At 60.6% G+C, this 25579-nt stretch carries 19 protein-coding genes; 13 read left to right on the top strand and 6 right to left on the bottom strand.

All coding sequences use genetic code 11. The annotated features are described in order from the left end of the window. Positions 1–483: 483 nt before the first annotated feature. The 5 genes from IPM89_03415 to IPM89_03395 all read left to right on the top strand — a co-directional run bounded on the left by IPM89_03415 (position 484) and on the right by IPM89_03395 (position 2395). Complete coding sequence (locus tag IPM89_03415; GenBank protein QQS54900.1) at positions 484–876, top strand: DUF1311 domain-containing protein; 393 nt, start codon at positions 484–486, stop codon at positions 874–876. Then, on the top strand, positions 822–1619 hold the full coding sequence (locus tag IPM89_03410) for an N-acetylmuramoyl-L-alanine amidase (protein QQS54899.1): 798 nt from the start codon (positions 822–824) through the stop codon (positions 1617–1619). Before IPM89_03415 ends, IPM89_03410 begins: the two co-directional genes overlap by 55 nt. Positions 1620–1760: 141 nt before the next feature. Then, positions 1761–2000: a DUF4160 domain-containing protein gene (locus tag IPM89_03405; GenBank protein QQS54898.1), complete on the top strand. Its 240-nt coding sequence runs from the start codon at positions 1761–1763 to the stop codon at positions 1998–2000. Further along, the gene (locus IPM89_03400; protein QQS54897.1) at positions 1960–2226 is read left to right on the top strand and encodes a DUF2442 domain-containing protein; all 267 of its coding nucleotides are present in this window, start codon (positions 1960–1962) and stop codon (positions 2224–2226) included. The genes IPM89_03405 and IPM89_03400 overlap by 41 nt, the downstream gene beginning before the upstream one ends. After that, positions 2183–2395 carry a hypothetical protein gene (locus IPM89_03395; protein ID QQS55995.1) on the top strand — a complete coding sequence of 71 codons (213 nt, stop codon included), beginning with the start codon at positions 2183–2185 and terminating at the stop codon, positions 2393–2395. The genes IPM89_03400 and IPM89_03395 overlap by 44 nt, the downstream gene beginning before the upstream one ends. Before the next feature lie 183 nt (positions 2396–2578). On the opposite strand, the gene IPM89_03390 is transcribed toward IPM89_03395, so the two are convergent. Together IPM89_03390 and IPM89_03385 are read right to left on the bottom strand one after the other, a co-directional pair. Beyond that, complete coding sequence (locus tag IPM89_03390; protein ID QQS54896.1) at positions 2579–8296, bottom strand: hypothetical protein; 5718 nt, start codon at positions 8294–8296, stop codon at positions 2579–2581. 45 nt (positions 8297–8341) lie between these two features. Beyond that, positions 8342–9013, bottom strand: a complete 672-nt coding sequence (locus IPM89_03385) for a PspA/IM30 family protein (GenBank protein QQS54895.1) — start codon at positions 9011–9013, stop codon at positions 8342–8344. A gap of 769 nt (positions 9014–9782) precedes the next feature. On the opposite strand from IPM89_03385, the gene IPM89_03380 reads away from it, so the two are divergent. The 3 genes from IPM89_03380 to IPM89_03370 all read left to right on the top strand — a co-directional run bounded on the left by IPM89_03380 (position 9783) and on the right by IPM89_03370 (position 15542). Next, a complete protein-coding gene (locus tag IPM89_03380) occupies positions 9783–10826 on the top strand; it encodes a transposase (GenBank protein ID QQS55767.1) in 1044 nt (347 codons plus the stop codon). Between the two features lie 63 nt (positions 10827–10889). Then, positions 10890–14159 carry a hypothetical protein gene (locus IPM89_03375; GenBank protein QQS54894.1) on the top strand — a complete coding sequence of 1090 codons (3270 nt, stop codon included), beginning with the start codon at positions 10890–10892 and terminating at the stop codon, positions 14157–14159. Positions 14160–14558: 399 nt separating this feature from the next. Further along, a complete protein-coding gene (locus IPM89_03370; GenBank protein QQS55766.1) occupies positions 14559–15542 on the top strand; it encodes an IS110 family transposase in 984 nt (327 codons plus the stop codon). A 254-nt stretch (positions 15543–15796) separates the two neighbouring features. On the opposite strand, the gene IPM89_03365 is transcribed toward IPM89_03370, so the two are convergent. Further along, positions 15797–16690, bottom strand: coding sequence for an NAD(P)-dependent oxidoreductase (locus IPM89_03365; protein ID QQS54893.1), 894 nt, complete (start codon positions 16688–16690; stop codon positions 15797–15799). Positions 16691–16771: 81 nt separating this feature from the next. Between IPM89_03365 and IPM89_03360 the strand changes: the two genes are divergently transcribed. The 3 genes from IPM89_03360 (at position 16772) to IPM89_03350 (ending at position 18344) form a co-directional block, all read left to right on the top strand. Beyond that, positions 16772–16981 carry a Uma2 family endonuclease gene (locus IPM89_03360; GenBank protein ID QQS55765.1) on the top strand — a complete coding sequence of 70 codons (210 nt, stop codon included), beginning with the start codon at positions 16772–16774 and terminating at the stop codon, positions 16979–16981. A gap of 118 nt (positions 16982–17099) precedes the next feature. Next, entirely contained in the window at positions 17100–17474 is a 375-nt protein-coding gene (locus tag IPM89_03355; GenBank protein QQS54892.1) for a Uma2 family endonuclease, read from the top strand. Positions 17475–17555: 81 nt separating this feature from the next. Next, positions 17556–18344, top strand: a complete 789-nt coding sequence (locus IPM89_03350; GenBank protein QQS54891.1) for an inositol monophosphatase — start codon at positions 17556–17558, stop codon at positions 18342–18344. Between the two features lie 18 nt (positions 18345–18362). Here the strand turns inward: IPM89_03350 and IPM89_03345 are convergent, their stop codons facing one another. From IPM89_03345 to sucC, 3 genes are all read right to left on the bottom strand, one after another. Next, positions 18363–19994: an NAD+ synthase gene (locus IPM89_03345; protein ID QQS54890.1), complete on the bottom strand. Its 1632-nt coding sequence runs from the start codon at positions 19992–19994 to the stop codon at positions 18363–18365. A 115-nt stretch (positions 19995–20109) separates the two neighbouring features. After that, positions 20110–20988, bottom strand: coding sequence for a succinate--CoA ligase subunit alpha (sucD, locus tag IPM89_03340; protein ID QQS54889.1), 879 nt, complete (start codon positions 20986–20988; stop codon positions 20110–20112). A 49-nt stretch (positions 20989–21037) separates the two neighbouring features. Next, a complete protein-coding gene (gene sucC, locus IPM89_03335) occupies positions 21038–22201 on the bottom strand; it encodes an ADP-forming succinate--CoA ligase subunit beta (protein ID QQS54888.1) in 1164 nt (387 codons plus the stop codon). A gap of 172 nt (positions 22202–22373) precedes the next feature. On the opposite strand from sucC, the gene IPM89_03330 reads away from it, so the two are divergent. Next, the gene (locus tag IPM89_03330) at positions 22374–24068 is read left to right on the top strand and encodes a hypothetical protein (protein QQS54887.1); all 1695 of its coding nucleotides are present in this window, start codon (positions 22374–22376) and stop codon (positions 24066–24068) included. Beyond that, entirely contained in the window at positions 24068–25489 is a 1422-nt protein-coding gene (locus IPM89_03325) for a sigma-54-dependent Fis family transcriptional regulator (protein QQS54886.1), read from the top strand. The genes IPM89_03330 and IPM89_03325 overlap by 1 nt, the downstream gene beginning before the upstream one ends. Positions 25490–25579: the final 90 nt, after the last annotated feature.

Below are 25579 nucleotides of genomic sequence, written 5' to 3'. Positions count from 1 at the left end.
AGGCCGGCTCCCCTGGCGACCACAGCCCCCGTAGGGTTCGATGGTCTATCCAGCCCTTTCGGACTGGGCCTCAGTTCGGCTCCCATAGCGGTACGGGCTGCATGCGGGACAGATCTCCCCGGATAAGGACATGAACTTTCCGTGCACAACCGCCGCATTTACCCTATCCCCTGCACCTGTCGGGCTTCGTCACCTTGTGCTGACTCGCCCGGGGACTGAGCCTTCTATGCGGTTTCTGTCCGTCGGCTCGCACGTTTGCACTCGGGCTTCCTCCAGACAGACCCTCACGGGGCTGCCCTTGCCGTCGGCTAGTAGTTACTATCCACATTGTGGACACAGGTACTCCTACAGGGGGCTTTCACCCCATCAGTTCACACCCGTGCCGGGCGTACACAAATAACTCCAGCGGACGCGCCAAAGGCGCGCGCCGCTGATGCTTAACATTTGGCAATTACTTCTACACATGTTTTCAAGGGGCTAGCCATGAATTTAAGCTTTAAACTTATAATCACCACCGTACTTATCTGTGCCAACCAATTCGCTTTTTCCACTGGCGAATGCGACAAGTACACCACCAGTTACGATAGAACTTATTGTTTTTCAAAATTGTTCGTCGAATCCGACAAAGAATTGAATATCGTCTATAAAGAACTCCAAAGCAAACTTAAAAGCAACGCCAAAAAATCCCTAACTGAAGTGCAACGGGAATGGATCAAATACCGCGATGACGCTTGCCAACCGAAAGAAGGCACCATCAACGTCGATTGCAATTACGATATCAATCGCGAACGCACCAACTACTTAATGGATAGGCTGACAGAATGCAAAGCGGGCACCTGCCGAGACGACATGATTGGCAGCAAAAACTGGAATTAACATTGCGGATTTTTAAACCAGTTGCAGTTATCCTGCTTATCTACACCTGCGGGTTAAATGCAGTCTGTGCGCAAATTAAGCAAAATAAAACTATTGTCCTTGACCCTGGACACACCCCCAGGCAACCTGGTGCCTTAGGGGTGCGCGGCAAATATGAAGTCGATTATAACGACCACTTTACAGCAATGCTGGCCGATGCGCTCAAATCCGCCGGTTATTCGGTCATTATTACCCGAAAGCCAGACCAAAATATCGGATTTCTTGACAGGGTTACCATGGCCAATGATACCAATCCATTGCTTTTCCTGTCTATTCACCACGACTCGGCACAACCCAAATATCTGGAAAAAATTACCATAAGCCCTAGGCGAAAAGGTTATAAAACCGTAAAACCCATCGTGGGCTATTCGATATTCACTTCGAAGCTGAATCCAGCCTCTGTCAAAGCTTATCGTTTTGCGGAAATATTGGGTGATCACTTGCTTAAACTAAGACGCCCACCGTCTTTACACCACGCCGAAGCAATCAAAGGCGAAAACCGAGAATTATTAAATAAAGATTTGGGCATTTATCGTTTCGACGACCTTATCGTCCTGAAAAAAGCCACTATCCCGGCGGTGCTATTGGAAATCGGCGTGATTGTGGACGCAAAAGATGAAGCCTACATCAGCGATTACCATAACCAGGATGTCTTATGCAAGGCCATCGTTGCGGCAATTGAAGCTTATAGGGAGTTGAAATAAGTATTGGCCTAACATTACGCTCAAGCGGGACGTGCCTTCTCGTGACAGTTTTGAAGGTTTATATTTTTCCGGCTTCGGTAGCTTCTCTTACCTTCCGTGGAAGGCACGCTCCTTAGCTTTACGTTATGTGTAGAACAGAACATGAGCCCTACCGTATTTAGAGAGAGCGAATACAGATTTTTCTTCTTCTCAAGGGAGGAGGAACGATTGCACGTTCATGTCATATCCGGCGACGGTGAGGCAAAGTTCTGGTTGGAACCGGAAATCGAATTAGCGAAAAATCATCGTTATTCTAGAAAGCAACTGAAACAGATTGAATCACTGATTGAGGTTCGTTACAATGAACTCATTAGCGCATGGCACCAACACTTCGGCGGTTGAAGTAACAAATATCTCGGCGCATGGTCTATGGATACTTGCTCACAGCAAAGAACTATTTATGTCATACGAAGATTTTCCATGGTTTAAGGATCAGACCGTGAAATCAATCGTAAACGTCGAAGAACAATCTCCAGGGCATTTCTACTGGCCCGATCTTGACATTGATCTAACGGAGCAAATCATTGAGCATCCAGAGCGTTTCCCACTCTCGGCAAAAAGCACATAAAAGCAAATCCAGCCGACGCCAAAAAGCGGCGCGGCTGGTTGGAGCAGAGATCAAGGCACGGGGCCATGTCGAGAAGTACCGCGCCACGGGCGAGCCGATTCACTGGATCGGGGTCGAGTGCAGCCGGGAAAGCCGGACCGTGGTGGGATTCGAAGTCGAGACCCGGTAACGGCCGCTCCGTCCGCCTAATATCGTTTCCCGATAGGTTTTGTTCTTTTCGGAGGCCAATAACCACCCTGTTCGTCATACCCGCGAAAGCGGGTATCCCGTTTTTCAGCGGCGGCCTGGATTCCCGCATTCGCGGGAATGACGAAAACCTATTCAGAATTGGTATAACCCAACCATTTCAACCCTACTCCCACCCCGCCAGATCGGCGCGCGCGATCCGAATCCGCCGCAGGATCACTTCCCGCTTGAGGTTGAACACCACCATGCCAACGGTAATGGCCGCCCCCAGCCCGAGCAGAATCAGTGCCCGGCTCAAACCCTGTTCGGGATAGAAGCGAAGCAGTTGCCCGATCACGTTCAACACCAGGAACGCCACGCCGGCATAGAGAAAGGCCCGGATGCGCAGGGCGATGCCGGCGACGATCCCGGTCAGCGCCAGCGCCAGCGCCAGCACGAACACGCTCAGTTCCGGTCGCAGGAACACGTCCAGCCCCGCCCCGGCGTACAGCACACTCAGCGCCGCCAGCCGCGCCCCGTTCAGCACCTTCGGCCGCAGTTCCCGGCGGTGCAGATGCAGCAGCGCCAGCACCGACACCGCTCCCGGCACGATGTAGAACTGCCACAATCCGTAGCGCTCGGCCCACAGCGGCGCCCACAGGTATACCGCGCCGTTCAGCGCCAACACCCCCAGATACAGCGGCCAGGGATTGCACAGCGTGCCGGCCAGCGACAGGTACAGCACGGCGGCGGCCAGCAGCGCCCCGCCGGTCCACGCCGAGGCGAGCTGCCACGGCGCGGTCGCCACCGCCAGCACGGGCAGCAGCAGGGCCAGACGGTACAGCGGTTGCAATCCGGTGAATTGATGCAGCAGGAACGCGGCGGCGGCGGCGGCCAGCAGCCCGGCGGTATCCCACGGGGTGAACGGCGCCAAACCCAGAACGACCAATCGCCCGTAACCGGCCAGCAGGCCCAGCGCCAGCGCCGCCGCGTAAATCCAGTTGGGCTGATCCGGTCGCCGCCAGGCCCGAACCGCCGCCAGCCCTGCCAGTAGCGCCAGCGCCGTGCCGGCCGCCAGCGGATCGGCGGGAACGCCGAAATGCCACGACGCCGGACCCAATCCAGCCAGATACGCCACCAACACGTAAGCATGCAATCCCAGCCAGAGCCCGCTCAGACTCAACAGCCAAGGGATCAACTCATCAATGGCCTGCTCCAACGCATACCATCGGCCGAACCGCTCCGCATCGGCTTCGGGATCAGCCCCGGCTAGCCGGGTCGTCACGCGCCGCCGGACCGCCATGAATCCCAGCATCAGCAACACGGTCTGCGCGGCGTACCAGGGCGCCAGCCCGGCCAGCGCCGCGAACGATACGACATCTCCCAGCCAGACCGCGTAACCGCCGGCCAACGCCAGCAGCACCCCGAGTTGCAACCAGCGCCGGTCTTCCCGCCACCAGCCCTGGGCCAGCATTGCCAGCGCCAGAACTCCCAGCGTCGCGGCGGCAGACCCGCCATCGATTCCGGGAACGACCGCCAGCAGCGTCACCGCAATCGCCGGTAGCAAAACCAGCCAGATTTCCAGCGAATGTCGCCAAACCGCCCAGCGGTTCGACCCGTAGCGCCATGTCAGCAACAGCACGGCATTCCACAGCGCGACCGCCAGCGGCAACCCTGAGGGTGGCACGGCCAAATCCAGCAAAACGGCGAGAACCACCGCGCCGAGGGCGGTCAACAGCACTTGCGCCGGCCACCGTTCCAACCGGAGCGTGCAGGCGTGTCCAGCGGTTGCCGCCAGCAACAGCGCCGACCCGGTCAGCAGCCAGGACAATCCCGCCAGCGACGACCACAACAGGCCAAACTCCAGCGCCAGCAGATGCGCCAATAGCAGGATCAGAACCGCAAAAGGCAACCCAAACAGCGGCGCTGCCAGATCGTGCCGCCGCCAGCGCAACCATTGCGCCAAACGCCGACCATGACGCCGCCACAGCCGCGCCAGCAGAAATAGTCCATTCAGCCAAACCAATGCGGCCATCTGCCAGCGGATCGCGGCGAAAAACCCTTGATCACCCAGCCAATTCCAAACCGGAACGTCAGTGACCAGCAACCCGCCCGCCGTCAGCGCCGCGACCGCCAGCCAGCCGATGCCCGACCAGTCGGTATTCCGCGATAGCAGGAACAAATAGGGCGCCAGTCCGGCCAGCCCCACGGCGGGCGACCAGCTACCGGCCGTCACCGCCACCGCGCCGGCACCCAGAACGGCCATCAAACCCAGCAGCGGCCAGAGCGCCGGCGTCACCGCCCAGTTTGGCCACAAGCTGTTCCAGCGCGGCAACAGGAGATTGCCGGCAAACCAGAGCGCATAACCCCAGGCAACGACCATCGTCGCACCCATGGCCGGATTGAAGCCCGCCTGATTCGCCACGTTCCAGACCAGCGCGCTCAACAGCAGCGCCAACCCCAACCCTCGCCAGGCGGCGGCGCTGGACAGGGGTCGCACCACCGGAAACAGGGCGATGCACAATAGCGCCAGCAGGATCGGCAACCGGGGATCGGCGACCAGAAATCCCAGCACCGCACCCATCAGCGCCAGCACGTACAGCAGACCACTAATCCGGCGTAACGGCCCCCGCCAGTACGCCAGCGGCGCGGCCCGCTTCGTTTCCAATCCGATCGCCGCCAGTGCCATGCCCAAGCTCAGCATCCCGTTGCCGAGCGGCTGACCCAGACCGAACAACGCCGCCGGCGTCAGCCAGAAGCCGGTCAGCCAAACGCCAACCGTCACGGTGGCCAAGGCTGCGTAAGCGTGCGCCGCCAGCCGGTAACGCCAGCCAAGCAGCACGAACGACAGCAGGCTCAGCGTCAGAGCCGGCAGCAGCTCCAGCGCCGGCGCCCCCAGCAGACCTAGCACCGGACCGGCCGCCACCGGCAAGGCCGCGACGCACAACACGCCATAATGCAGGCTCTCCTCGACCTGCCGACGCCCGTCAGCCCCGCCCGGCACAGTGAACCGCAGCATTCGCGCCAAGCGCCAGGTCAACGGTTGATCCAATGCCACGACCACCAGCCGCCAGACCAGCAGCACGTACAACACGGCCACCGCTCCCAGCCATGGCGACGGCAACCCGGCCCGACCCAGCCCGACCAGCAAGCCCGCCAGTCCCAACAGCATCGGCAGCGCCATCCAGCGAAATACATGGAAGTACCCGACCAGCAACAGGCCGCTCAGCGTCGCCAACCCCGCCGTCCCCGCCCACTTCGACGTTATGACGCCATCCAGCAACCGCAAACCCAGATGCGCCAGCCCGACCACCCACAGCAGAGCCATGGCCTGCTCCAGCGGTACCCGAACCCAGGCAAGAGAATCTCTCCCATACCTTTCCGGTGTCTCTGGAAGCCACTCCTCTCCCTTCTCGATCACCCGCTGGTCTTGCAGCGCCTCCCCGCCGAATGAAAACCGCCAGGCCAGCCACCACAGCAACGACCACAGCAGTAAAACTCCGGCGAATGGACCCAGACCGGTGCTCGGACCGGGGAAATAACCGCGCTTGATCAGCATGGCGATCCCCCCGACGCAGGCCAGCACGCCGTAGATCAGTGCTTGCCGGCGCAAACCCAGGCTTAGCCACAACAGCAGTCCGCCCGCCAGCGCCAACAACAGGATTGGTTCCAACCGGCCCAGCAGTGCCGGCCACAACAGCCAAGCGCCCAGCGCCACCGCCAGCACCACGTTCAACAGTGCGGCGGCGATGAACACGGTTCGACTGGGGGCGGACTGCCGGTGATCATGCAAACCCAGGCCGCTCCACAGCGCCGCCAGCGCCAGCAGACCGAAGGCGGTTCGTATTTCCCAAGCGAACGGCATCCACACCGGTGCGTAGGCGACCGCTGTCGCCGCCAGCGCCACCACGCCGGCATCGGCATAGGCCCAGCGCGGGTCCGCCGCCGGCAGCGCCAACGCCAGCCGCACGGCGAAGTACCCGAGTAGCGCCCCCGCCGTTGCGGTGGCAAAACTCAACTCGCCCGGCCGCGCCCAAAGCAGGCTCCAGACCGTCACGCCAACCAGCGCGATCCCAAACACGATCAGGCATTGCAGCGCAATGGCACGCGAGCGCGAACCCGCCCAGCGCCCCACTCCAAGCAGCGCGGCCAAGCCTGGCAGGCTGGCCAAACCGTGCCAGACGGGTGGCAGGTAGGCGACGATCCCGAATCCATACAATCCGGCCACACAGCCGAACAGCAGATACAGCGGTGGCAAGGTCCGATAGCGCCAGGTCATCCACCCGTACAGCATCGCACCCAGGGCCAGAGTCAGCAGCGTCGCCGGCGTGCTCTGGATGGCCACCGCCACCGCCACCGCCGACAGTGCGTACAGCGCGAAACTGAAGCGGGACAGGAAAGTATATTTGTTCACCCATTCCTTGAATGCGGCGTCCACCGGGAACAACAGTCCGCACAGCGCCATCAGCAAGGGACCCGAATAACCGGCCGGTGGCGATTCGGGCCAGATCCAGCTCAGATGAACGAACGATACCGCCGCCGTGTAGACCAGCACGCCCGCCGCGTAATACGCCGTCCGCTTCTGGTCCACGAACAGCCGCCGCAGCCAGGTATGAGTGAAAGTCCACAGACCGTAACCGAGCAGCACCAGCAGGACGACATGCAGCGCCGCCAGCCCCCACCAGTCCGGCGCAACCGCCGCCAGCGGCGCGGCCAGTTGCACCGCCGCCAGCGCCGCCAGCAGATGCGCGTAGCGCCCCGGCAACGCCCGGTCCACCAACGCGCTGGCCAAGGTGGCGGCCCAGACGTAGGCCGCGAGCGTGACCGCCGCAATCGTCAGGCTGACCGCCAGCAGCACGCCATCGCCGCCGCTGGCGCTCGCCAGCCGGACCGCGACCGCCAGATCCAGCGGTGCCAACAGCATGGCCAGCGTCAGCAACACGCTGCTGGCGACGATCAGATCGCTGCCCTTACGGCGGAACTGATAGCCCGCCCACAGCAGGAAAGCGGTGGTACTAAACAGGCTGGCGAACACCACCAGGGCGTTGACAAAACCACTGGTATTGGCAATCAGGAACAGCGCACCGGCCACGAAACAGAATCCGCCGACGAACCAGCCGATGTTTTGCGCCAGGAACGGCGCGATCAATTTCGGCCAGCCGGACAGAACGTGCAGCATCTTTTCCAGCGGACTGGGTACGGCCGGTCGCCAGTCGTCGGTGGGAACCGCCGCCGGCCACCGGCTCGGCGCGGCCGATTTGCCCGCTTTTCGCGGAATATCTGGAATTGGTGGCGTAGACGGCAACGGTCGCGCCGACGCCGGCGGTTGGAACGAGGGTATCGATACCGGTTCGGACACCGCCCGCGGCGATCCTTTGGAAGCTTCCATCGCTTCGGCGGACGGGGCGGGCTCCAGCACCACGGGTTCCGGTTCGGGGACAACAGGCACCGGTTCCGAAATGGCCGGCTGCCAGGGCGGTGGTCCCAGGGGTGTATCCAGTGCTTGCGCCAGCAGGCTCCAGGCCTCGGCGCGCCGACCTCGCCAGACGGGGCCATCCGCTTGCACCCCGCCCTCGCGCAGATGCCGCGCCCACACGCCATCCAAGGCATCGGTCAGTTGCTCGCGCCGCTCTTCCGTCAGCGTGCCGGCTTCAGGCAATCGTTGCAGCTCCAAGCGTAACAGCAACAGATTTTCCAGATCGGCCGGTGCGATGTGTCGGCCACCGCCGACCATGGGCGGCGGGACACCAGACCGGCCGGCCGACACTGACGCGGCGGGTTCGCCCGGCGCCCGGCCCGCCAGCCGCTGGCGCGCTTCCTTAAGTCGATGGCGGGTAACGACGAGGGCGATCAGCAGAATGATCGGCGAAACCAGCCACAGCACCGCTAACGTGATTAAGAACATCCAGTCCATGATCCACCCTCACCTCAAACGACAAGAGAAAGATGTTTAACCTTTCACCTCTTTCCGCAGCGCCGCCAGTTCCGCCTCGACCTCGCTGTTGGCTTCCATTTTCAGGAATTCCCGTTCGATTTCGCTGTATTCACCGTACAGTTCGGCCCGCGCTTCCATTCGCGCTTCCATTTCGCTCACTTTATCCGTCATGCGGCCGAAAGAATTGTTGAGATCGAGGCCGGTCTGAAACCGGTCGCTGACCTCATCCATCCGCTCGCGCGCCTGGGCGGCCCGCTGCCGCGCCACCAGGCTGCCTTTCTTCAAGCGCGCCTCTTCCAGTTTTGCTTCCAGCGCCCGCAACTGGGCTTTGAGCCGTTCGCCGGTACGGCGGGCCGACTCCCACGAGGCTTCCAGATTGGCGACGATGCCGTCGTGTTCCTTCTTGCGCAGCAGCGCCTCCCGTGCCAGCGTTTCGTTGCCGGCTTCCAGCGCCCGGCGGGCGCGGCTGTGCCATTCCTCGGCCTGCCGGCGCTGGCTGTCCAGTTCCTTGGCCAGTTGCTTCTCGCTGGCCAGGGCATCGACCACCCCTTCCCGAGCGCTGCCGATGTTTTCCTCCATTTCGCGGATGAGCTGCTTGATCATCCGCTCCGGGTCTTCGACTCGATCCACCAGATCGTTGAGATTGGCGGCGATGACGTCGCTGATACGCTTGAACAGATTGGCCATGGAACACCTCCTTACTGAGCGACAGGGATAGAAACGACTTGAGTATAGTCAGGACGATTTTAGTTGAACAGTGTTCAATTAAGATCCAAAAACAAATTCGCCGGACGGCGGGTTTGCGCGGTTCCGCCCCGGCCGGAGCGCTTATTACTTTTGCAGTAGCTCAACCTACCAGTCCGACCATCCGGTTAGAGCAGGCACCGTTGGCGATCAGTCTACCGGACTATCGAAGCGCGATTTCCGACTCATTTGCTTGGTTGCAATGCGGCATTTTTTCCGCTAAACACAGAATAGTGATTCTTGTTATGAAAAAGCTAAGGTTGCCGCAGAGTAGAAACGGAAAGTCGCTTATTTCGAACATAAGCAACCGGGCTACCGATAGAGACCCATTATGAGGGCCATGTGAAACGGGCGAGGTGACAGAGGCATAGCCTCTCGCCCCCGTCTGATACAACCGCAGGTAGCCAATCAGGGTCGGCTTGGTGATCCCCAGACTCGTGCAAGTCGCTTGATGCAACCAACCCGCACTCTTCAGATAGTGCGCTTCCAACCGTTGCCGCGCCCGAGGATGTGGATGATGAATCCGTTCGTGACGCAGGCGTTCCTTCGTCTCATTAGAAAAAACCAGCCGGATCATAGGTACGCGCTCCAGATCTTTAACGCCTTTCAATCAACCCTCAAAAAACCATAAAACAAAGCTAGAACTTACGCATTGACAAACATCGTATAATATGAGTGGCAAATCAAATCTTGATCATGAATGTTTTCGTTGATGAGAGCCATCAGTCGCCCACCCACGGCCCGTTGCACTTTAGCGATGTATGTATCTTTTATATTGAGCACACCGCACTCACCGACCTGTTGTCGGTTAGGGGAAGTGATGAAGATCAGCCACGACAGTGTCAATCGGTTCTTACTCCGTGAAGACTATACGCCCCGCGATTTATTCAATGAAGTCCGAGCCGAACTGAATTTGACGGGGGGTACCGTCAGTGTCGATGACAGCGTACTCGACAAACCGTATAGCCATCTGATCGCCTTCGTGGGTCATTTTTGGTCGGGGAAACATCATGGGGTGGTCAAGGGGATTAACCTGATTACGTTGTATTACACCGACCCACAAGGCCACCATCAACCGATCAACTACCGAATTTACGACAAAACGGAACACAAGACGAAAAACGATTATTTTCAAGAGATGCTGGCTGACGTGTTGGCGTGGGGTCTGGAACCGGCGTTTGTGACGGGAGACAGTTGGTACAGTCGCTTGGAAAATCTCAAGATGATTAAAAACCATCATCAGGGATTTCTCTTTGCGCTAGAAAGTAACCGTTTGGTTTCCATTGAAAAAGGGCAATGGTCACAGGTTCAGCAGCTCACGATCCCCGCGGACGGTTTCCTCGTCTATTTACGAGGATTCGGCCCGGTCAAAGTGTTTCGGACGTGGTTGAAAAACCAGCCACGCCATGATGCCTTGTATCAGCTGAATGACGAGGATTGGGCTGCCTTTGCCCGTCCCGCTTTTCTCAAACTCCATGACCAGCACTGGCAAATCGAGCAATATCATCGCACGCTCAAACAAGTGTGCCACATCGAGCATTGTCAGGTCCGCCAACCCACCACGATTCGCAATCATGTTTTTGCAGCGATCTGTGGCTATGTGCAATTGCAGCGATTGCGCGCCAACGATGTGATTCGTAATTGCTATCGCTTAAAGCGTGAGTTGTTTAATGAGATCGTTGCCGCATTCATCCAAACATTCACCCCTAACTTGGAGCACCTGAACCCACAATTTCAACCTCCTGTCAATGCGTAAGTTCTAAAAGCAACTACAAAGTAAATTTTGACTTAAATAGCATTATCTAAAACGAGGTAATTTATGAAAATGAAATCAAGAATATCTTACCAGTCAGTCCCATGGGCACCGAGATGCTTTTATCCAATTTTTCTATTTAGTATGTTATTTTTTTCTTTTATTTCGCCAATTAAAGCATCAATAGATATAAACCAGATTCAAGCCATCAATCTTCTGCAAACCGCAATCAATCAATCCATCCATCTGGAAAATATGCAGTTGGATGGTGAGAGTACGTTGGTTAATTTCCAACTGGAGCGCTTCGAAGTTTTCGCGCCTGATGCCCAGATTGTGGTCCGAGACAGCCAAGATCACGAGCAGATTCATCCTCGTCCGTCAACCGCCTACTTTCAAGGTCAGATAGCCGGTGATCCTCATTCTTTGGTGGTATTGTCAGCCGATCCTGATGGCACGATACGTGGCATTGCACAACAAGATGGCAAGTTCTGGATTCTAGCCGGTGGCGTGGCTGTAGGTGGTCCTCCGTTGGGTCTAACCAGCCAAGAACTGAGTCAAAGTGGTAGGCTTGCGGGGTTGCCTTCTTTCAAATGCGGAGTCGAGGGACGAATGCAGGAGCTAACGCCTCCATCGCTACAGAATCTCGGCAATCTGCCAGTGGAGCCACTACCCGCTGGGCAGTTCTACCAAGTTCCAATAGCCATAGAAACCGACGGTGAATTTTATGATCTGTTCGGTAATAGCAGTTCCGCAACCAGCTATATTGGTGATCTTTTCGCTTATGCTTCCACGGTCTATAACCGGGAGGCGAGTACAAAATTGATCATCGGATCTGTCAGCCTTTGGTCTGGTGGTCCAACATCCGATCCTTGGAACCATACTAGTACCCAAGAAGGTTTATATAATTTTCGGGATTACTGGAATGCCAACCGGACAGGCGTCAGCCGCGCCACCGCTCATTTCCTCAGTGGGCGCAGCTTAGGTGGTGGTATTGCCTACCTCGGTGTTCTATGTAACAACACCTATGGTTATGGGTACAGCGCAAATATTACTGGAGGATTCCAGATCGGCAATCCGCAGCCCGTATGGGACATTATAGTTGTGACGCATGAAATCGGTCATAATTTCAACTCGCCGCATACTCATTGTTATAGCGGGATTGATGGCAACAGCAATCCGGTGGATGCCTGCTACAACAACGAACAAGGTTCTGGCTGCTGGAGTGGAACGACCTCCCTACCGGGTATTAACTCTCTGACTGGTGGAACAACTAGCGGAGGTAACGGCACAATCATGAGCTACTGCCATCAAATCTCTGGAGGCCTCAGTAATATCGCCTTGACTTTTGGACAAAGCCATTCCTACGGTATTGCGCCTCATAGAGTCAGCAGCAGAATAGCCAGTTATGTGGCCGAGGTGGCCACAGCCAATCCCTCTTGCATCACGGTCGGGACTAGCGGGACAACATACCTTTTAAGCGTAACCAAAACCGGCACGGGCAGCGGCACGGTGACCAGCAATCCCGCCGGCATCAACTGCGGGGCCGATTGCAGCGAGAGCTACACGGCGGGCACCGCCGTTACCCTGACCGCCAGTCCCGTCAGTGGCTCCATCTTCGCCGGCTGGAGCGGGGCCTGTTCCGGCACCGGGGCATGCACCGTGACCCTGAACGCGGCCCAGAGCGTGACCGCCACCTTTAACACGGGTGGTGGCGGTGACGCCTACGAGCCGGACAACAGCAGCGGTCAAGCCAAACTCATCGGGGCCGGCGCGACGCAAACTCACAGTATCGACCCCGTGGGTGACCAAGACTGGGTGACCTTCACCTTGGCCCAAGCCTCGGGCGTGGTGCTCGAGACGGCCGGAACCGCCGGCGACACCGAATTGTGGTTGTACAACAGCAGCCTGGTCCAACAAGACTACGACGATGACGGTGGAATCAACCTTTTCTCCCGCATCGAACGCACCTGTGCCGCCACGCCCCTCCCCGCCGGTGCTTACTACGTCAAGGTGGCCGAGTACAGCAACAGCGCAACGATCTCAAGCTACACCCTGGCTTACCAGGCCACCCCGTGTTCAGCATCGAGCTACATCCTGACGGTAACCAAGGCCGGCACCGGCTCCGGCACGGTGACCAGCAATCCGGCCGGCATCAACTGCGGCAGCGATTGCAGCGAGAGCTATAGCAGCGGCACCACCGTCACTCTGACCGCCGGTCCCGCCAGTGGCTCCACCTTCGCTGGCTGGAGCGGGATCTGTTCGGGCACGGGCAGTTGCGTCGTGACCATGAACGCGGCCAAGAGCGTGAACGCGAGCTTTAACACCACCGCGCCCAATACCTACCTCCTCACCGTGAACAAATCCGGCACCGGTAGCGGCACAGTCACCAGTAATCCAAGTGGGATCAACTGCGGCGCCGATTGCAGCGAGAGTTATAACGCCGGAACCACCGTCACCCTGACCGCCAGCCCGGCCAGCGGCTCGACCTTCGCTGGCTGGAGCGGGATCTGTTCGGGCACGGGCAGTTGCGTCGTGATCATGAACGCGGCCAAGAGCGTGAACGCGAGCTTCAATATAACCAGTCAAACCTCGGCGCAGCATACGGTCGGCCTCTACAACCCTGCGACCGGCACCTTCTACCTGCGCAATAGCAATACGGCCGGGGTGGCGAACATCGCCTTCCGCTACGGCCCGGCCAACGTCGGTTGGATTCCCCTCGCGGGCGACTGGGACGACAACGGCACCGCGACCGCCGGTCTCTACAACCCCGCCACCAGCACCTTCTACCTGCGCAACAGCAACAACGGTGGGGTGGCGAACATCGCCTTCCGCTACGGCCCGGCCAACGTCGGCTGGATTCCGCTGGTCGGCGACTGGGACGGCGACGGCGACACCACCGTCGGCCTGTTCAACCCCGCCACCGGGACTTTCTACCTGCGCAACAGCAACAACGGTGGGGTGGCGAACATCGCCTTCCGCTATGGCCCAGCCAACGCTGGCTGGATTCCGCTGGTCGGCGACTGGGACGGCAACGGCACCGATACGGTGGGGCTGTTCGATCCCGCCACCAGCGCCTTCTACCTGCGCAACCTGCACCGGGGCGGCGCGGCCGACGTCAGCTTCCGCTACGGCCCGGCTAACGTCGGCTGGACCCCGCTAGTCGGCGACTGGGACGGCAACGACACCGCCACTGTCGGCCTGTTCAACCCCGCCACCAGCACCTTCTACCTGCGCAACCTGCACCGGGGCGGCGCGGCCGACGTCAGCTTCCGCTACGGCCCGGCTAACGTCGGCTGGACCCCGCTGGCGGGCGATTGGAACGGGCCGGGGCTGTAAAAGAGGCCTTTTCGTACCGCTTCTAGCGAGTTAAATCCCCTCACCCCAACCCCTCTCCCTCAAAGGGAGAGGGGCGTCTTTTCACCATAGCGTTCCCCTATCGGTTCTGAAATTCCCCTTGTATGTTTGAAGTGGGGTAGAGTTTTCCAGAACGTGGTAGTGCGTTTCCCCTCTGGGACTCACGATCCTGTCAAGGAGCTTGAAACGCCACGTTCTGGTTTCTGTGAACCACAAGCCCGAACAGTTGATGGGGATTGAACCCGTATCGTGCAAGGTTGGGATGAGGAACACATCATGCTGAAGAATCAGTGCGCTGTCGCTGTCCAGACGGCACTTTACCCCGAACGCCCCATCGCCGGTCGATCAGACCCGATGCCCGCCGTTGTGGAGTCCCCCGCGATGACGGTCCCCGACGCGGTGCCGTCCGGCGCGCCGACGCCCGTGGAGTGCTGGGTGGGGATCGATGTCGCCAAGACCCATCTGGATGTGGCGATCTGGCCGACTCGGGAGCGTCTGCGGGTCACCCGCGATGAGGCGGGTTTGGTGGCGTTGATCGCCTGGCTGCGCCCGCGAGCGCCCGCGTTGCTGGTCCTGGAAGCCACTGGCGGGTTGGAAACCCTGGTGGCCGGGACGCTGATCGACGCCCAGCTCCCCACCGCCGTCATCAATCCTCGCCAAGCCCGGGATTTTGCCAGGGCCCTTGGCTATCTGGCCAAGACCGATGTCTTGGATGCCGAGGTCCTGGCGCGCTTCGGCCAAGCGATCCGCCCAGACCCCCGGCCGTGGAAAGACGAGGAAGCCCAGGCACTGACCGCCTTGATCCAACGTCGGCGGCAGGTGGTGGGCATGCTGACGGCGGAAAAGAACCGCCTGGCCATTGCGCATCGCCACGTCCGGCCCGACATCCAGACCACCCTCGATTGGCTCGAATCCCGCCTGAAAGATCTTGATGACGACCTCCAGCGCCGACTGCGGGTCAGCCCGGTCTGGCGCGAGCAGGACAACCTGCCGCAAAGCGTCCCCGGCGTTGGTCCGGTCACCTCGGTCACGTTGTTGGCGGCCTTGCCGGAACTGGGCACCCTGGACCGGCGACAGATCAGCGCCTTGGTCGGGGTCTGTCCGTTCAACCGCGATTCTGGCCAAAGCCGGGGCCGGCGGATGATCTTCGGTGGGCGGGCTGCGGTTCGCACGGTGCTGTACATGGCTACGGTCTCTGCGAGCCGGTGTAATCCGGTGATCAAAGTGTTCTACCAACGCCTGCGGGCGGCGGGCAAACCCGCCAAGGTCGCCCTGACCGCCTGTATGCGCAAGTTGTTGACGATCTTGAACGCGATGCTCAAGGCCAAGACCTCATGGCAACCCCTGGCAGAGTGCAGGTCCTGAGGTTTCAACACAGTTGCTCCTTGGCCAAGGAGGGGTGGCGCGTAGCGCCGGGGTGGTTATACCCATTCTGAATAGGTTTTCGTCATTCCCGCGAATGCGGGAATCCAGGCCGCCGCTGAAAAACGGGATACCCGCTTTCGCGGGTATGACGAACAGGGTGGTTCTTGGCCTCAGAAAAGAACAAAACCTATCGGGAAACGATATTCGAAACGGCGATTCCACCACTCAGGTTAGGAGCGCTCTATCACTGCCCCTCACTCCCGCCGCAATCCGGCGTCTTCCGACACGCCCAGCGCCAGAGCAGTCATATCCAGTTCGCCGCGCCCCTTTGCCATGGCCGCCAGCAAGCGGTTATGCACCAGATCGGCGGCGGGCAGCGGCGTGCGGGAATCGACCCCAGTCTTCAGAATCAGCTCGATATCCTTCAGGCCCAACGCCAGCTTGAAACCTGGGGTGGTGTACTCCTCCTTGGCCAATAGTTCACCGTAGAGATGGAACAGCGGCGCGTTCAAAATGGTTCCGGTCAACAACTTCATCATCTCCATGCGGCCGATGCCGTTCTTCTCGGCAAAGGTCAACGCTTCGGCGTAGGTCTCGATCGACGCCAGGATCATGAAGTTGGCCGCCAGCTTGGCGACATGAGCCTGAGCAGGGTCCTCGCCCAGATCGTGTGTGCCCTGCCCCATCGCCTCCAACAGCGGCGATACCCGATGTTTGGCTCCCGCTACCCCGGACAGCAGGATGAACAGCTTGCCGGCCGCCGCCGCCGCCGGCCGCCCCAGCACCGGCGCGGCGAGGTAGTGCGAGCCGTGGGTCTGATGCGCCTCCGCCAATCGGCGCGCCAGCGCTGGCGACACCGTACTCATGGAAAGATGGATGCCGCCCGCACCCAGCGTCGCCGCCATGCCGTGTTCGCCCAGCGTCACCGTTTCCAGCGCCGTGTCGTTGGCCAGCATGGTGACCACGATCCCGCCCGGCTCCACCGTTTCGGCGGGGGTTTTCACCTCCCGAGCGCCCCGATCCAGCAATTCCGCCGCCTTGCCGGAAGTACGGTTGTACACCCGTAGTCGATAGCCCGCGTCGAGCAACTGGCGCGCCATGGGCAAGCCCATGCTACCCAGACCGATAAAACCCACGGTTTCAGTCACTTCGTTTTCCTCCGCTGGAATGAACGTCGTCAATAGGTTATGGCACAAGAACTTCGTGCAATCGAAACTGCCGAGGCCCCTATGTCCCTGCAACCCAAACCCCGCCTGACCCCCGAAGACTATCTGGCCCTCGAACGCAGCGCCGATTTCAAGAGTGAATATTTCAACGGCGAAATTTTCGCCATGACCGGCGCGAGCAGATCCCATAACACCATCGTTCTGAACATCGGCTCCGAAATTCGGCAACAACTAAAAAAGCGCTCCCGCAAGGCTTATACCAATTCTGCATAGATTTTACGCTATTGCCTGTAGGTCGTAGGTTGGGCAAAAGCGCAGCGTTGCCCAACAATGAGCCTGGATGCTGGGCTAACAGCTCAATTCTATTCAGAAACGGTATTACGTCAATGACATGCGCGTCAAGGTTGACCCAAACGGTCTGTACACCTATCCCGATGTCGTAGTGGTTTGCGGTAAGGAGCAATTTGAGGATACACATCTCGACACCCTGCTCAATCCCACCGTGATCCTCGAAGTGCTGTCGGACTCCACCGAGGCTTACGACCGGGGGCGCAAGTTCGAGCATTACCGCAAGCTGGATTCGCTGGCCGAATACGTGCTGATCGCCCAAAACCGCCCACACATCGAATCGTATCGGCGACAAGCCGACCAGCAATGGTTATTGACGGAATGCAGCGAGCTTGACGGCGCGCTGCGGCTACCGCCCATCGATTGCACTCTGGCGCTGGTGGAGATCTACGACAAGGTGGAACTTCCGAACGCCTGATCGGCGCGGGCCAAGGCTCTATTCTGCTATCATGGCGCGCCGGATACCCCGGCCTTTGTTCTTCACGCCATTTGAACCGCCATGCATCCAGTTCTGACCATCGCCAAGCGCGCCGCCTTGAGTGCCAGCCGCATCCTGCTCCGTCACTTCGATAACCTCGAACGGCTAAGCGTCACCGCCAAACAGCGCAACGACTTCGTCAGCGAGGCGGACGTGCAAGCCGAACAGGAGATCATCCAGGTTCTGCGCAAGACCTACCCCAACCACGGTATCCTGGCCGAGGAAAGCGGCGAACAGCACGGCCACGACGATTACCAATGGGTGATCGACCCGTTGGACGGCACCACCAACTTCCTGCACGGCATCCCGCATTTCGCCATCTCCATCGGTTTCCGCCACAAAAACCGCTTGGAAGCGGGGCTGATTTACGACCCGATCCGGCAGGAGATGTTCACCGCCTCGCGCGGCGCCGGGGCACAGATGAACGACCGGCGGATGCGCGTCAGCGGCATCTCGCAAATGGAAAACGCCCTGCTCGGCACCGGTTTTCCGTTTCGCCATCCCCAACACCAGCCCGCCTACCTCAATTTCTTTGGCAGCCTGTTCGGCAAGTGCGTGGAAGTGCGCCGGGCCGGCGCGGCTTCGCTGGATTTGGCTTATATCGCCTCTGGCCGGCTGGACGCTTACTGGGAGTTCGGCCTGAAGGAATGGGATATCGCGGCCGGGGTGCTGCTGGTGCAGGAAGCCGGGGGACTGGTCAGCGACTTCGTCGGTGGCAACGACTTCATGAAATCCGGCAACATCGTTGCCGGCAATCCCAAGATGTTCAAGGCCCTGCTGCGGGAGATGCAACCGCATCTGAAAGGCTAAAATCAAAGGCTTGCCGGGTCAGCGCCGGAACCCCGAGGTAATCGGATAGCGCCGGTCCCGCCCAAAGGCGCGTGGGGTAATCCGCACTCCCGGCGCGGCCTGGCGGCGTTTGTATTCGTTGACGATCACCAACCGCGCCACCCGCTCCACCGTCGCCCGCTCGAAACCGGCCGCGATCAACTCCTCCACCGAGCGGTCTTCCTCGACATACCCTTGCAGGATTGCGTCCAGCACATCGTAGGGCGGCAGGCTGTCCTGATCGGTCTGATCCGGGCGCAGTTCGGCCGAGGGCGGCCGGTCCAGCACCCGTTGCGGGATCGCTGGCGACAGGCTGTTGCGATACGCCGCCAACCGGTACACCATCGTCTTCAGCACGTCCTTGATCGGAGCGAACCCCCCGGCCATGTCGCCGTACAGGGTAGAGTAACCCACGGCGGTTTCGCTCTTGTTGCCGGTGGTCAGCACCAGTTTGCCGGTCTTGTTGGAGATCGCCATCAGAATCACCCCCCGACAGCGGGCCTGGATGTTCTCCTCGGTGCTGTCCGGCGGCAATCCCGCCAATACCGGTTGCAAGATTCCCAGGAAAGACTCGAACGCCGGCTCGATCGGCATGAGGTGGTACTTGACGCCCAAGGCCCGCGCTTCCTGCTCGGCGTCGGAATTGCTCATTTCGGCGGTGTAGCGCGAGGGCATCAGCACCGCTTCCACCCGTTCCGCTCCCAGCGCGTCGGCGGCAATAGCCAGGGTCAGCGCCGAATCGATGCCGCCGGACAGCCCCAGTACCGCGCCGGGGAATCCGTTCTTGTTTACATAATCGTGCACGCTCAGCACGATGGCCTGATAAATCGCGGCTTCCTCGGCCAGTTCCTCGGCAATTTCGCCGGGACGAGGTTCCACTGTCGCGCCGACGCTGAAATCCACCGGATACAGACCCTCGATACAAATTGGAGCCCGTTGGGTCAATTCCCCGCGTCCGTTGACCACTTGCGAATCGCCGTCGAACACCAGTTCATCCTGACCGCCAACCAGGTTGACGTAGAGGATGGACAGCCCGTTTTCGGCCGCCCGCTGTCGCAGGATCTCCAGCCGCAACCGGCTCTTGCCCGCGTGAAAGGGCGAGGCGTTGAGATTGAGCAGCAATTGCGCACCGGCTTCGGTGGCCTGACGTGCCGGCCCAGCCTGCCACACGTCCTCGCAGATGGTGACGCCGATCCGCGCGCCCTTGAGTTCGAACACCAATGGTTCCGTGCCCGCCACGAAATAGCGTTTCTCGTCGAACACGCTGTAATTGGGTAAACATTGCTTGTGATAGACCGCCCGAATCCCACCGTCGGCAATGACGGCGACCGAATTGCGCAGTCCCTCCGGCGTCGCGGCGGGATAGCCGACAATGGCGGTGATCCCCTGGATTTCGGCGCAAAGCCGCCGCATGGCCGGTTCCACTTGGCCCACGAAACCGGGACGCAGCAACAAGTCTTCCGGGGGATAGCCGGTGACGGTCAGTTCCGGGAATACAATTGCATCAGCCCGGAAGCGGTCGCGGGCTTCCCGGGCGGCGATGATGATTTTGTCGGTGTTGCCGGGGATATCACCGACCAGAAGGTTGAGTTGGGCCATGACGACCCGGAGAACGGGAGCAGGATCAATCATCGCGTCTGTCCATCCACTTGCCGTCCATGGCCGCTTTTCCAGCCGAACAGCGTAAAAACGAACAGGGGCGCCGAAGCGCCCCTTTCAATTCCACCGAACCCTAATCCTGATTGGGTCAGCCGGGGAAATACGCCTTCATCGCCGCGCCGATGTCGGCCGGCGAGCGGACGATCTTGGCACCGGCGGCTTCCAGCGCCGCGAACTTGTCGGCCGCCGTGCCCTTGCCGCCCATGATGATGGCGCCGGCGTGGCCCATGCGCTTGCCGGGAGGCGCGGTAACACCGGCGATGTAGGCGACCACCGGTTTCTTGATATTGGCCTTGATGTACTCGGCGGCTTCTTCCTCGGCACTGCCACCGATCTCGCCGACCATCACGATGCCCTCGGTCTGCGGATCGTCCTTGAACAGCTTCAGCACGTCGAGGAAGCTCATGCCATGGATCGGGTCGCCGCCAATACCGATGCAGGTGGACTGGCCAAGACCGGTCTGAGTGGTCTGCCAAACCGCCTCGTAGGTCAGGGTGCCGGAGCGAGAGACGATACCGATCTTGCCGGGCAGGTGAATGTGGCCGGGCATGATGCCCATCTTGCAGCCACCGGGGGTGATCACGCCGGGGCAGTTGGGGCCGATTAGATAGACACTCGGATAGCTGGTCTGCAGGGTAGCCTTGACCTTCAGCATGTCCGTCACCGGAATACCCTCGGTGATGCAGGCGATGACCTTGATGCCGGCGTCGGCCGCTTCCAGGATGGCATCGCCGGCGAACGGGGCCGGCACGTAGATCATGCTGGCTTCGGCGCCGGTGGCGGCAACCGCTTCGTACACGGTATTGAACACCGGCTTGTCCAGATGGGTGCTGCCGCCCTTGCCGGGGCTGATGCCGCCGACCAGGTTGGTGCCGTAAGCGATGGCCTGTTCAGCGTGGAAGGTGCCCTGCGAGCCGGTGAACCCCTGGCAGATAACCTTGGTGTTTTTGTCGATCAAAATACTCATGGTGCGCTAATTCCCCTGATGAGGTGAGAGGCCCAAGGTCGGCCGGTGCTTACTTGGCGGCCGCGGCCACCGCCATCTTGGCGGCGTCGGTCAGGTCGTCGGCGGTCATGATGTTCATGCCGGATTTGGCCAGCATGTCGCGCCCGGCCTCGACGTTGGTGCCTTGCAGCCGCACCACCACCGGCAGCGTCAGACCCACTTCCTTGACGGCCTGGATGATGCCCTCGGCGATCAGGTCGCAACGGACGATGCCGCCGAAGATGTTGACCAGAATGGCCTTGACCTTGTCGGAGGACAGAATCAGCTTGAAGGCGCGGGCCACCCGGTCGGCGGTGGCGCCGCCACCCACGTCCAGGAAGTTGGCCGGCTCGCCGCCGTGCAGCTTGCAGACGTCCATGGTCGCCATGGCCAGACCGGCGCCGTTGACCATGCAACCGATGTTGCCGTCCAGCGCGACGTAGTTGAGGCCAATCTCGTGAGCGATGTGCTCGCGCTCGTCTTCCTGGGTGGGATCGCGCAACTCGGCGAGGTCCTTGTGCCGGTACATGGCGTTATCGTCCACCGTGATCTTGGCGTCCAGCGCCATCATCTTGCCGTCATCGGCGATGATCAGCGGGTTGATCTCGACCAGGCTGCAATCCTTCTCCACGAACGTGTTGTAAATGCCGGCCATGATCTTGACCAGCTGGCTGACCTCATCCTTGCCCAAGCCCATCTGGAAACCGAGATTGCGGCATTGATAAGGCTGAATGCCGGCGATCGGATCGATGGCGACGGTCAGGATTTTTTCCGGACTCTTGGCGGCGACTTCCTCGATATCCATGCCGCCTTCGGACGAACCGATAAAGACGACACGTTTCTTGCTGCGGTCCACCAGGCAGCTCAGGTACAGCTCGTTGGTGATGTCCACTCCGTCCTGAATCAACAGGGCACGGACCGGAACGCCTTCGGAACCGGTCTGTTTGGTCACCAGGGTAGAGCCCAGCAACCGGCCGGAGATTTCTTCGACATCCTGGAGGCTGCGCGCCAGCTTGACGCCGCCGGCCTTGCCGCGGCCACCGGCGTGGACCTGGGCCTTGACCACCCAGAGCGGGCCGCCCAACGCCTTGGCGGCCTCCACCGCTTCCTGCTGGGAGGTAACCTTGGTGCCACGTGGGACCGCCACGCCGAATTGTTGGAGTAGTTCTTTCGCTTGGTACTCGTGCAGGTTCATGCGGATTACATCCCCCTTTTACAGTGAGGTTGCCATTGTATCCCGAAATACCCCAATCTTCACGCATTCGCCGCGAGATGGGCGATGGCCGGTCCATCAAGGCGCCGGTGTGATTAAATTATACCGTGGAATCGCCCATCTCAGAGGAATTGCCACCCCGCGCTACCCTGTCATGACCGTTAAATCGATCGCCGCCCTGCTACCCGAGCACTTCATGGACCGCCGCTACCTGTGGCGGGTGTTCCGCGCCTCCAGCTTCTTCCGGCTGATCCTGGCGGCGCTGCTGCTGGCGGCGACGACGCTGGACGAACAGAATCGGTTGTTCGGCAAACAGAATCCGCAACTGTTTTCGTGGGTGGCGCTAGGCTACCTGGCGTTGGCGTTGCTCGCCATCGCCGGCACCTACTGGCGGCGCCCGCGACTGACGGTACAGGCGCATCTGCAGATGGTGGTCGATCTGGTGGCACTGACCGTGATGATCAACGCCTCGGGCGGCATCACCAGTAGCCTGAACAGCCTGTTGATCACCGCCGTCGCCGCCAGCAGCATCCTGCTGCCACTCAGTTCGGCGCTGCTGGCGGCCGCCCTGGGCTTCATGCTGCTGACGGCCTCCTGGTTGCTGGACCAATGGCATACGGTCCAGGTACTGGCGCGGGCGGAGCGAAGCCCGGCGGGCTGGCCCGGCCTGTGGAGCCGTCTGGGCGATGCCAACGACGATCTGGTGCGACTGGGCGTGCTGGGTACCGTGCTGTTCATCGCCGCCGGACTCACCTACGCACTGGCCGAACGCGCCCGCCGCGGCGAGGCGTTGGCGCGCCAGCGCACCCTGGAGCTGCTCGAAGCGGCCGAACTAAGCCAAGGCATCATCCGCCACCTGCAAAACGGCGTGGTGGTGGTCGACCCGAACGGTCAAGTGCAATTGCTCAATGAAACCGCCCAAGAGTGGCTGGACTGTCCGCAGGCCGTACCCGATCTGCCGCTGGAGGCGCTGTCACCACCGCTGGCGCGACGACTGCGGGACTGGCTGGGCGGCGGCCTGGAATACCCGGCCTTCCGACCGGCCGAGCACCGCCCGGAACTGATTCCGCGCTTCACTCGACTCAGCGGTCGCCAGGCGGCGAGCGTACTGGTGCTGCTGGAAGACTCCCAGCAAGCCGCCGAACGGTTGCAACAGATCAAACTGGCGGCGCTGGGGCGGCTGACCGCCGGCATTGCCCACGAGATCCGCAACCCGCTGGCGGCGATCGGCCACGCCGCCCAGCTCTTGCAGGAATCGATCGGCCCCGGCCCCAGCGAAAGGCGGCTGGCGCAGATCGTTCACGACAATGTCAAGCGGGCCAACCGCATCATCGGCGACGTGCTCGACCTGGCCCGGCGCGACCAGCTCAAACCGGAGCGATTGGTGCTGGAACCGTGGCTGGAGAATTTCGGACAGGAATTCCTGCGAGGGCGAGACGGGCCAACGCCCGAGTGGCGCCAGAGCGTGGAGCCGGCCGACTTGGCCGTGATCTTCGATCCGCACCAATTATGGCAGGTATTATGGAACCTTTGCGCCAACGCCCGCCAGCACGGGAGCCGGGCCGGCGAAACGCCGCAAATCGAGCTGCGCGCCGGCCTGGACGACGGTCGCGGCCGGCCGTTTCTGGACGTACACGACACCGGAGCTGGCGTTGCGACCGACAATGTCGCCAAACTGTTCGAACCGTTCTTTACCACCCGGGCCAAGGGCACCGGTCTGGGCCTGTATCTGGCTCGGGAGTTGTGCGAGGCTAACCGGGCCCAGTTGCAATACCGCCCTCCACCCGAAGGCGGCTGTTGTTTTCGCATCACTTTTAGCGCCGCGAACCTCGTATCGGAGACGAATTGATGGATGCCTGCAACGCCTTGATCGTGGATGACGAAGCCGATATCCGCGAACTGATCGAGATGACCCTGCTGCCGCTGGGCGTGACGTGCCATCCGGCGGAAGATCTCGGCGAGGCCTACGCTTTGCTTAAAAAACACTTGTTCGGCTTTTGTATCACTGACTTACGGCTGCCGGACGGCAGTGGGCTGGACCTGGTGGCGCATATTCAGAAGCATTACCCCAATCTGCCGGTGGCGGTGATCACCGCGCACGGTAACGTGGAAAGCGCGGTGGAAGCGCTCAAGCTGGGTGCATTCGATTTTGTCTCCAAACCGTTCGAACTGGCGGTGCTGCGCAACATGGTGGCGACCGCGCTGCGATTGAGCCGCGGCGAGGATCAGACCGACGTCAACCGCCCTATTCTGCTCGGTCATGCGGCGGTGATGGAAAACGTGCGACAAATGATCGCCAAACTGGCGCGCAGCCAGGCCCCCATTTTGATTAGCGGCGAATCGGGCACCGGCAAGGAAATGGCGGCACGGCTGATGCATTCGTCCGGGCCGCGGGCCGACAAAGCGTTCGTGCCGGTCAACTGCGGGGCGATTCCCGAACACCTGATGGAAAGCGAATTCTTCGGCTACAAGAAAGGCAGCTTCACCGGCGCCACCCAGGACAAGGGCGGCCTGTTCCAAGCGGCGCAGGGCGGCACGCTGTTTCTGGACGAGGTGGCGGATCTGCCGATCTCGATGCAAGTCAAGCTATTGCGGGCGATCCAGGAGCGGGCGGTGCGAGCGGTGGGCGCCCCAACCGAAGTAGCCACCGATGTGCGCATCCTCAGCGCCACCCACAAGACCCTGGCGGAACTGGTGAAGCAAGGCAGCTTCCGCCAGGATCTGTTTTACCGGCTGAACGTGATCGACCTGCGAATGCCGAGCCTGCGCGAGCACCCGCAGGATATTCCGGAGCTGGCCGAGATGATCCTCGAACGGTTGAGCCGGCAGTCCGGCCTGCCGTCGCCGAAGCTGGCGCCGACCGCGCTAGCGGCGCTGGCCGCTTACACATTTCCGGGCAACATCCGCGAGTTGGAAAATATCCTGGAGCGGGCCTTCACCTTATGTGAGGATGGTGTGATTCAAGCCGAGGGGCTATTGCTGCCGGGAGAACCGGCCTCGATCCAACCAAGCCCGCCACCGCCATCACCGACTTCGGAACCAGTGGCTCCCGAGCGGCACGAACCGCCGCGCGGCGAATTCGAGGCCAGAACCGTACCGATCCTGCAACCGCCGTCGGGCAATCTGGAAGGCTATCTGGAAGAAATCGAGCGGACGGCGATCCTGCGGGCGCTGGAATCGACCCGTTACAACAAGACCGCCGCCGCCGAAAAGCTGGGTATCAGTTTCCGGGCACTGCGCTACCGGCTGAAGAAACTGGGGCTGGAATAGCGGCGGCCGTTCGGACTCACCCTCCCGTCCTTGGCAATAAAAAAGCCCAGCGTTGCCGCCGGGCTTTGCCAGATCAACCGCTCGGGCCGC

The organism is Candidatus Competibacteraceae bacterium, from assembly GCA_016699715.1.
GTDB lineage: Bacteria > Pseudomonadota > Gammaproteobacteria > Competibacterales > Competibacteraceae > Competibacter.
Note: the sequence above shows the minus strand (reverse complement) of the source record. Positions and strands in the feature narration are given on the sequence as shown.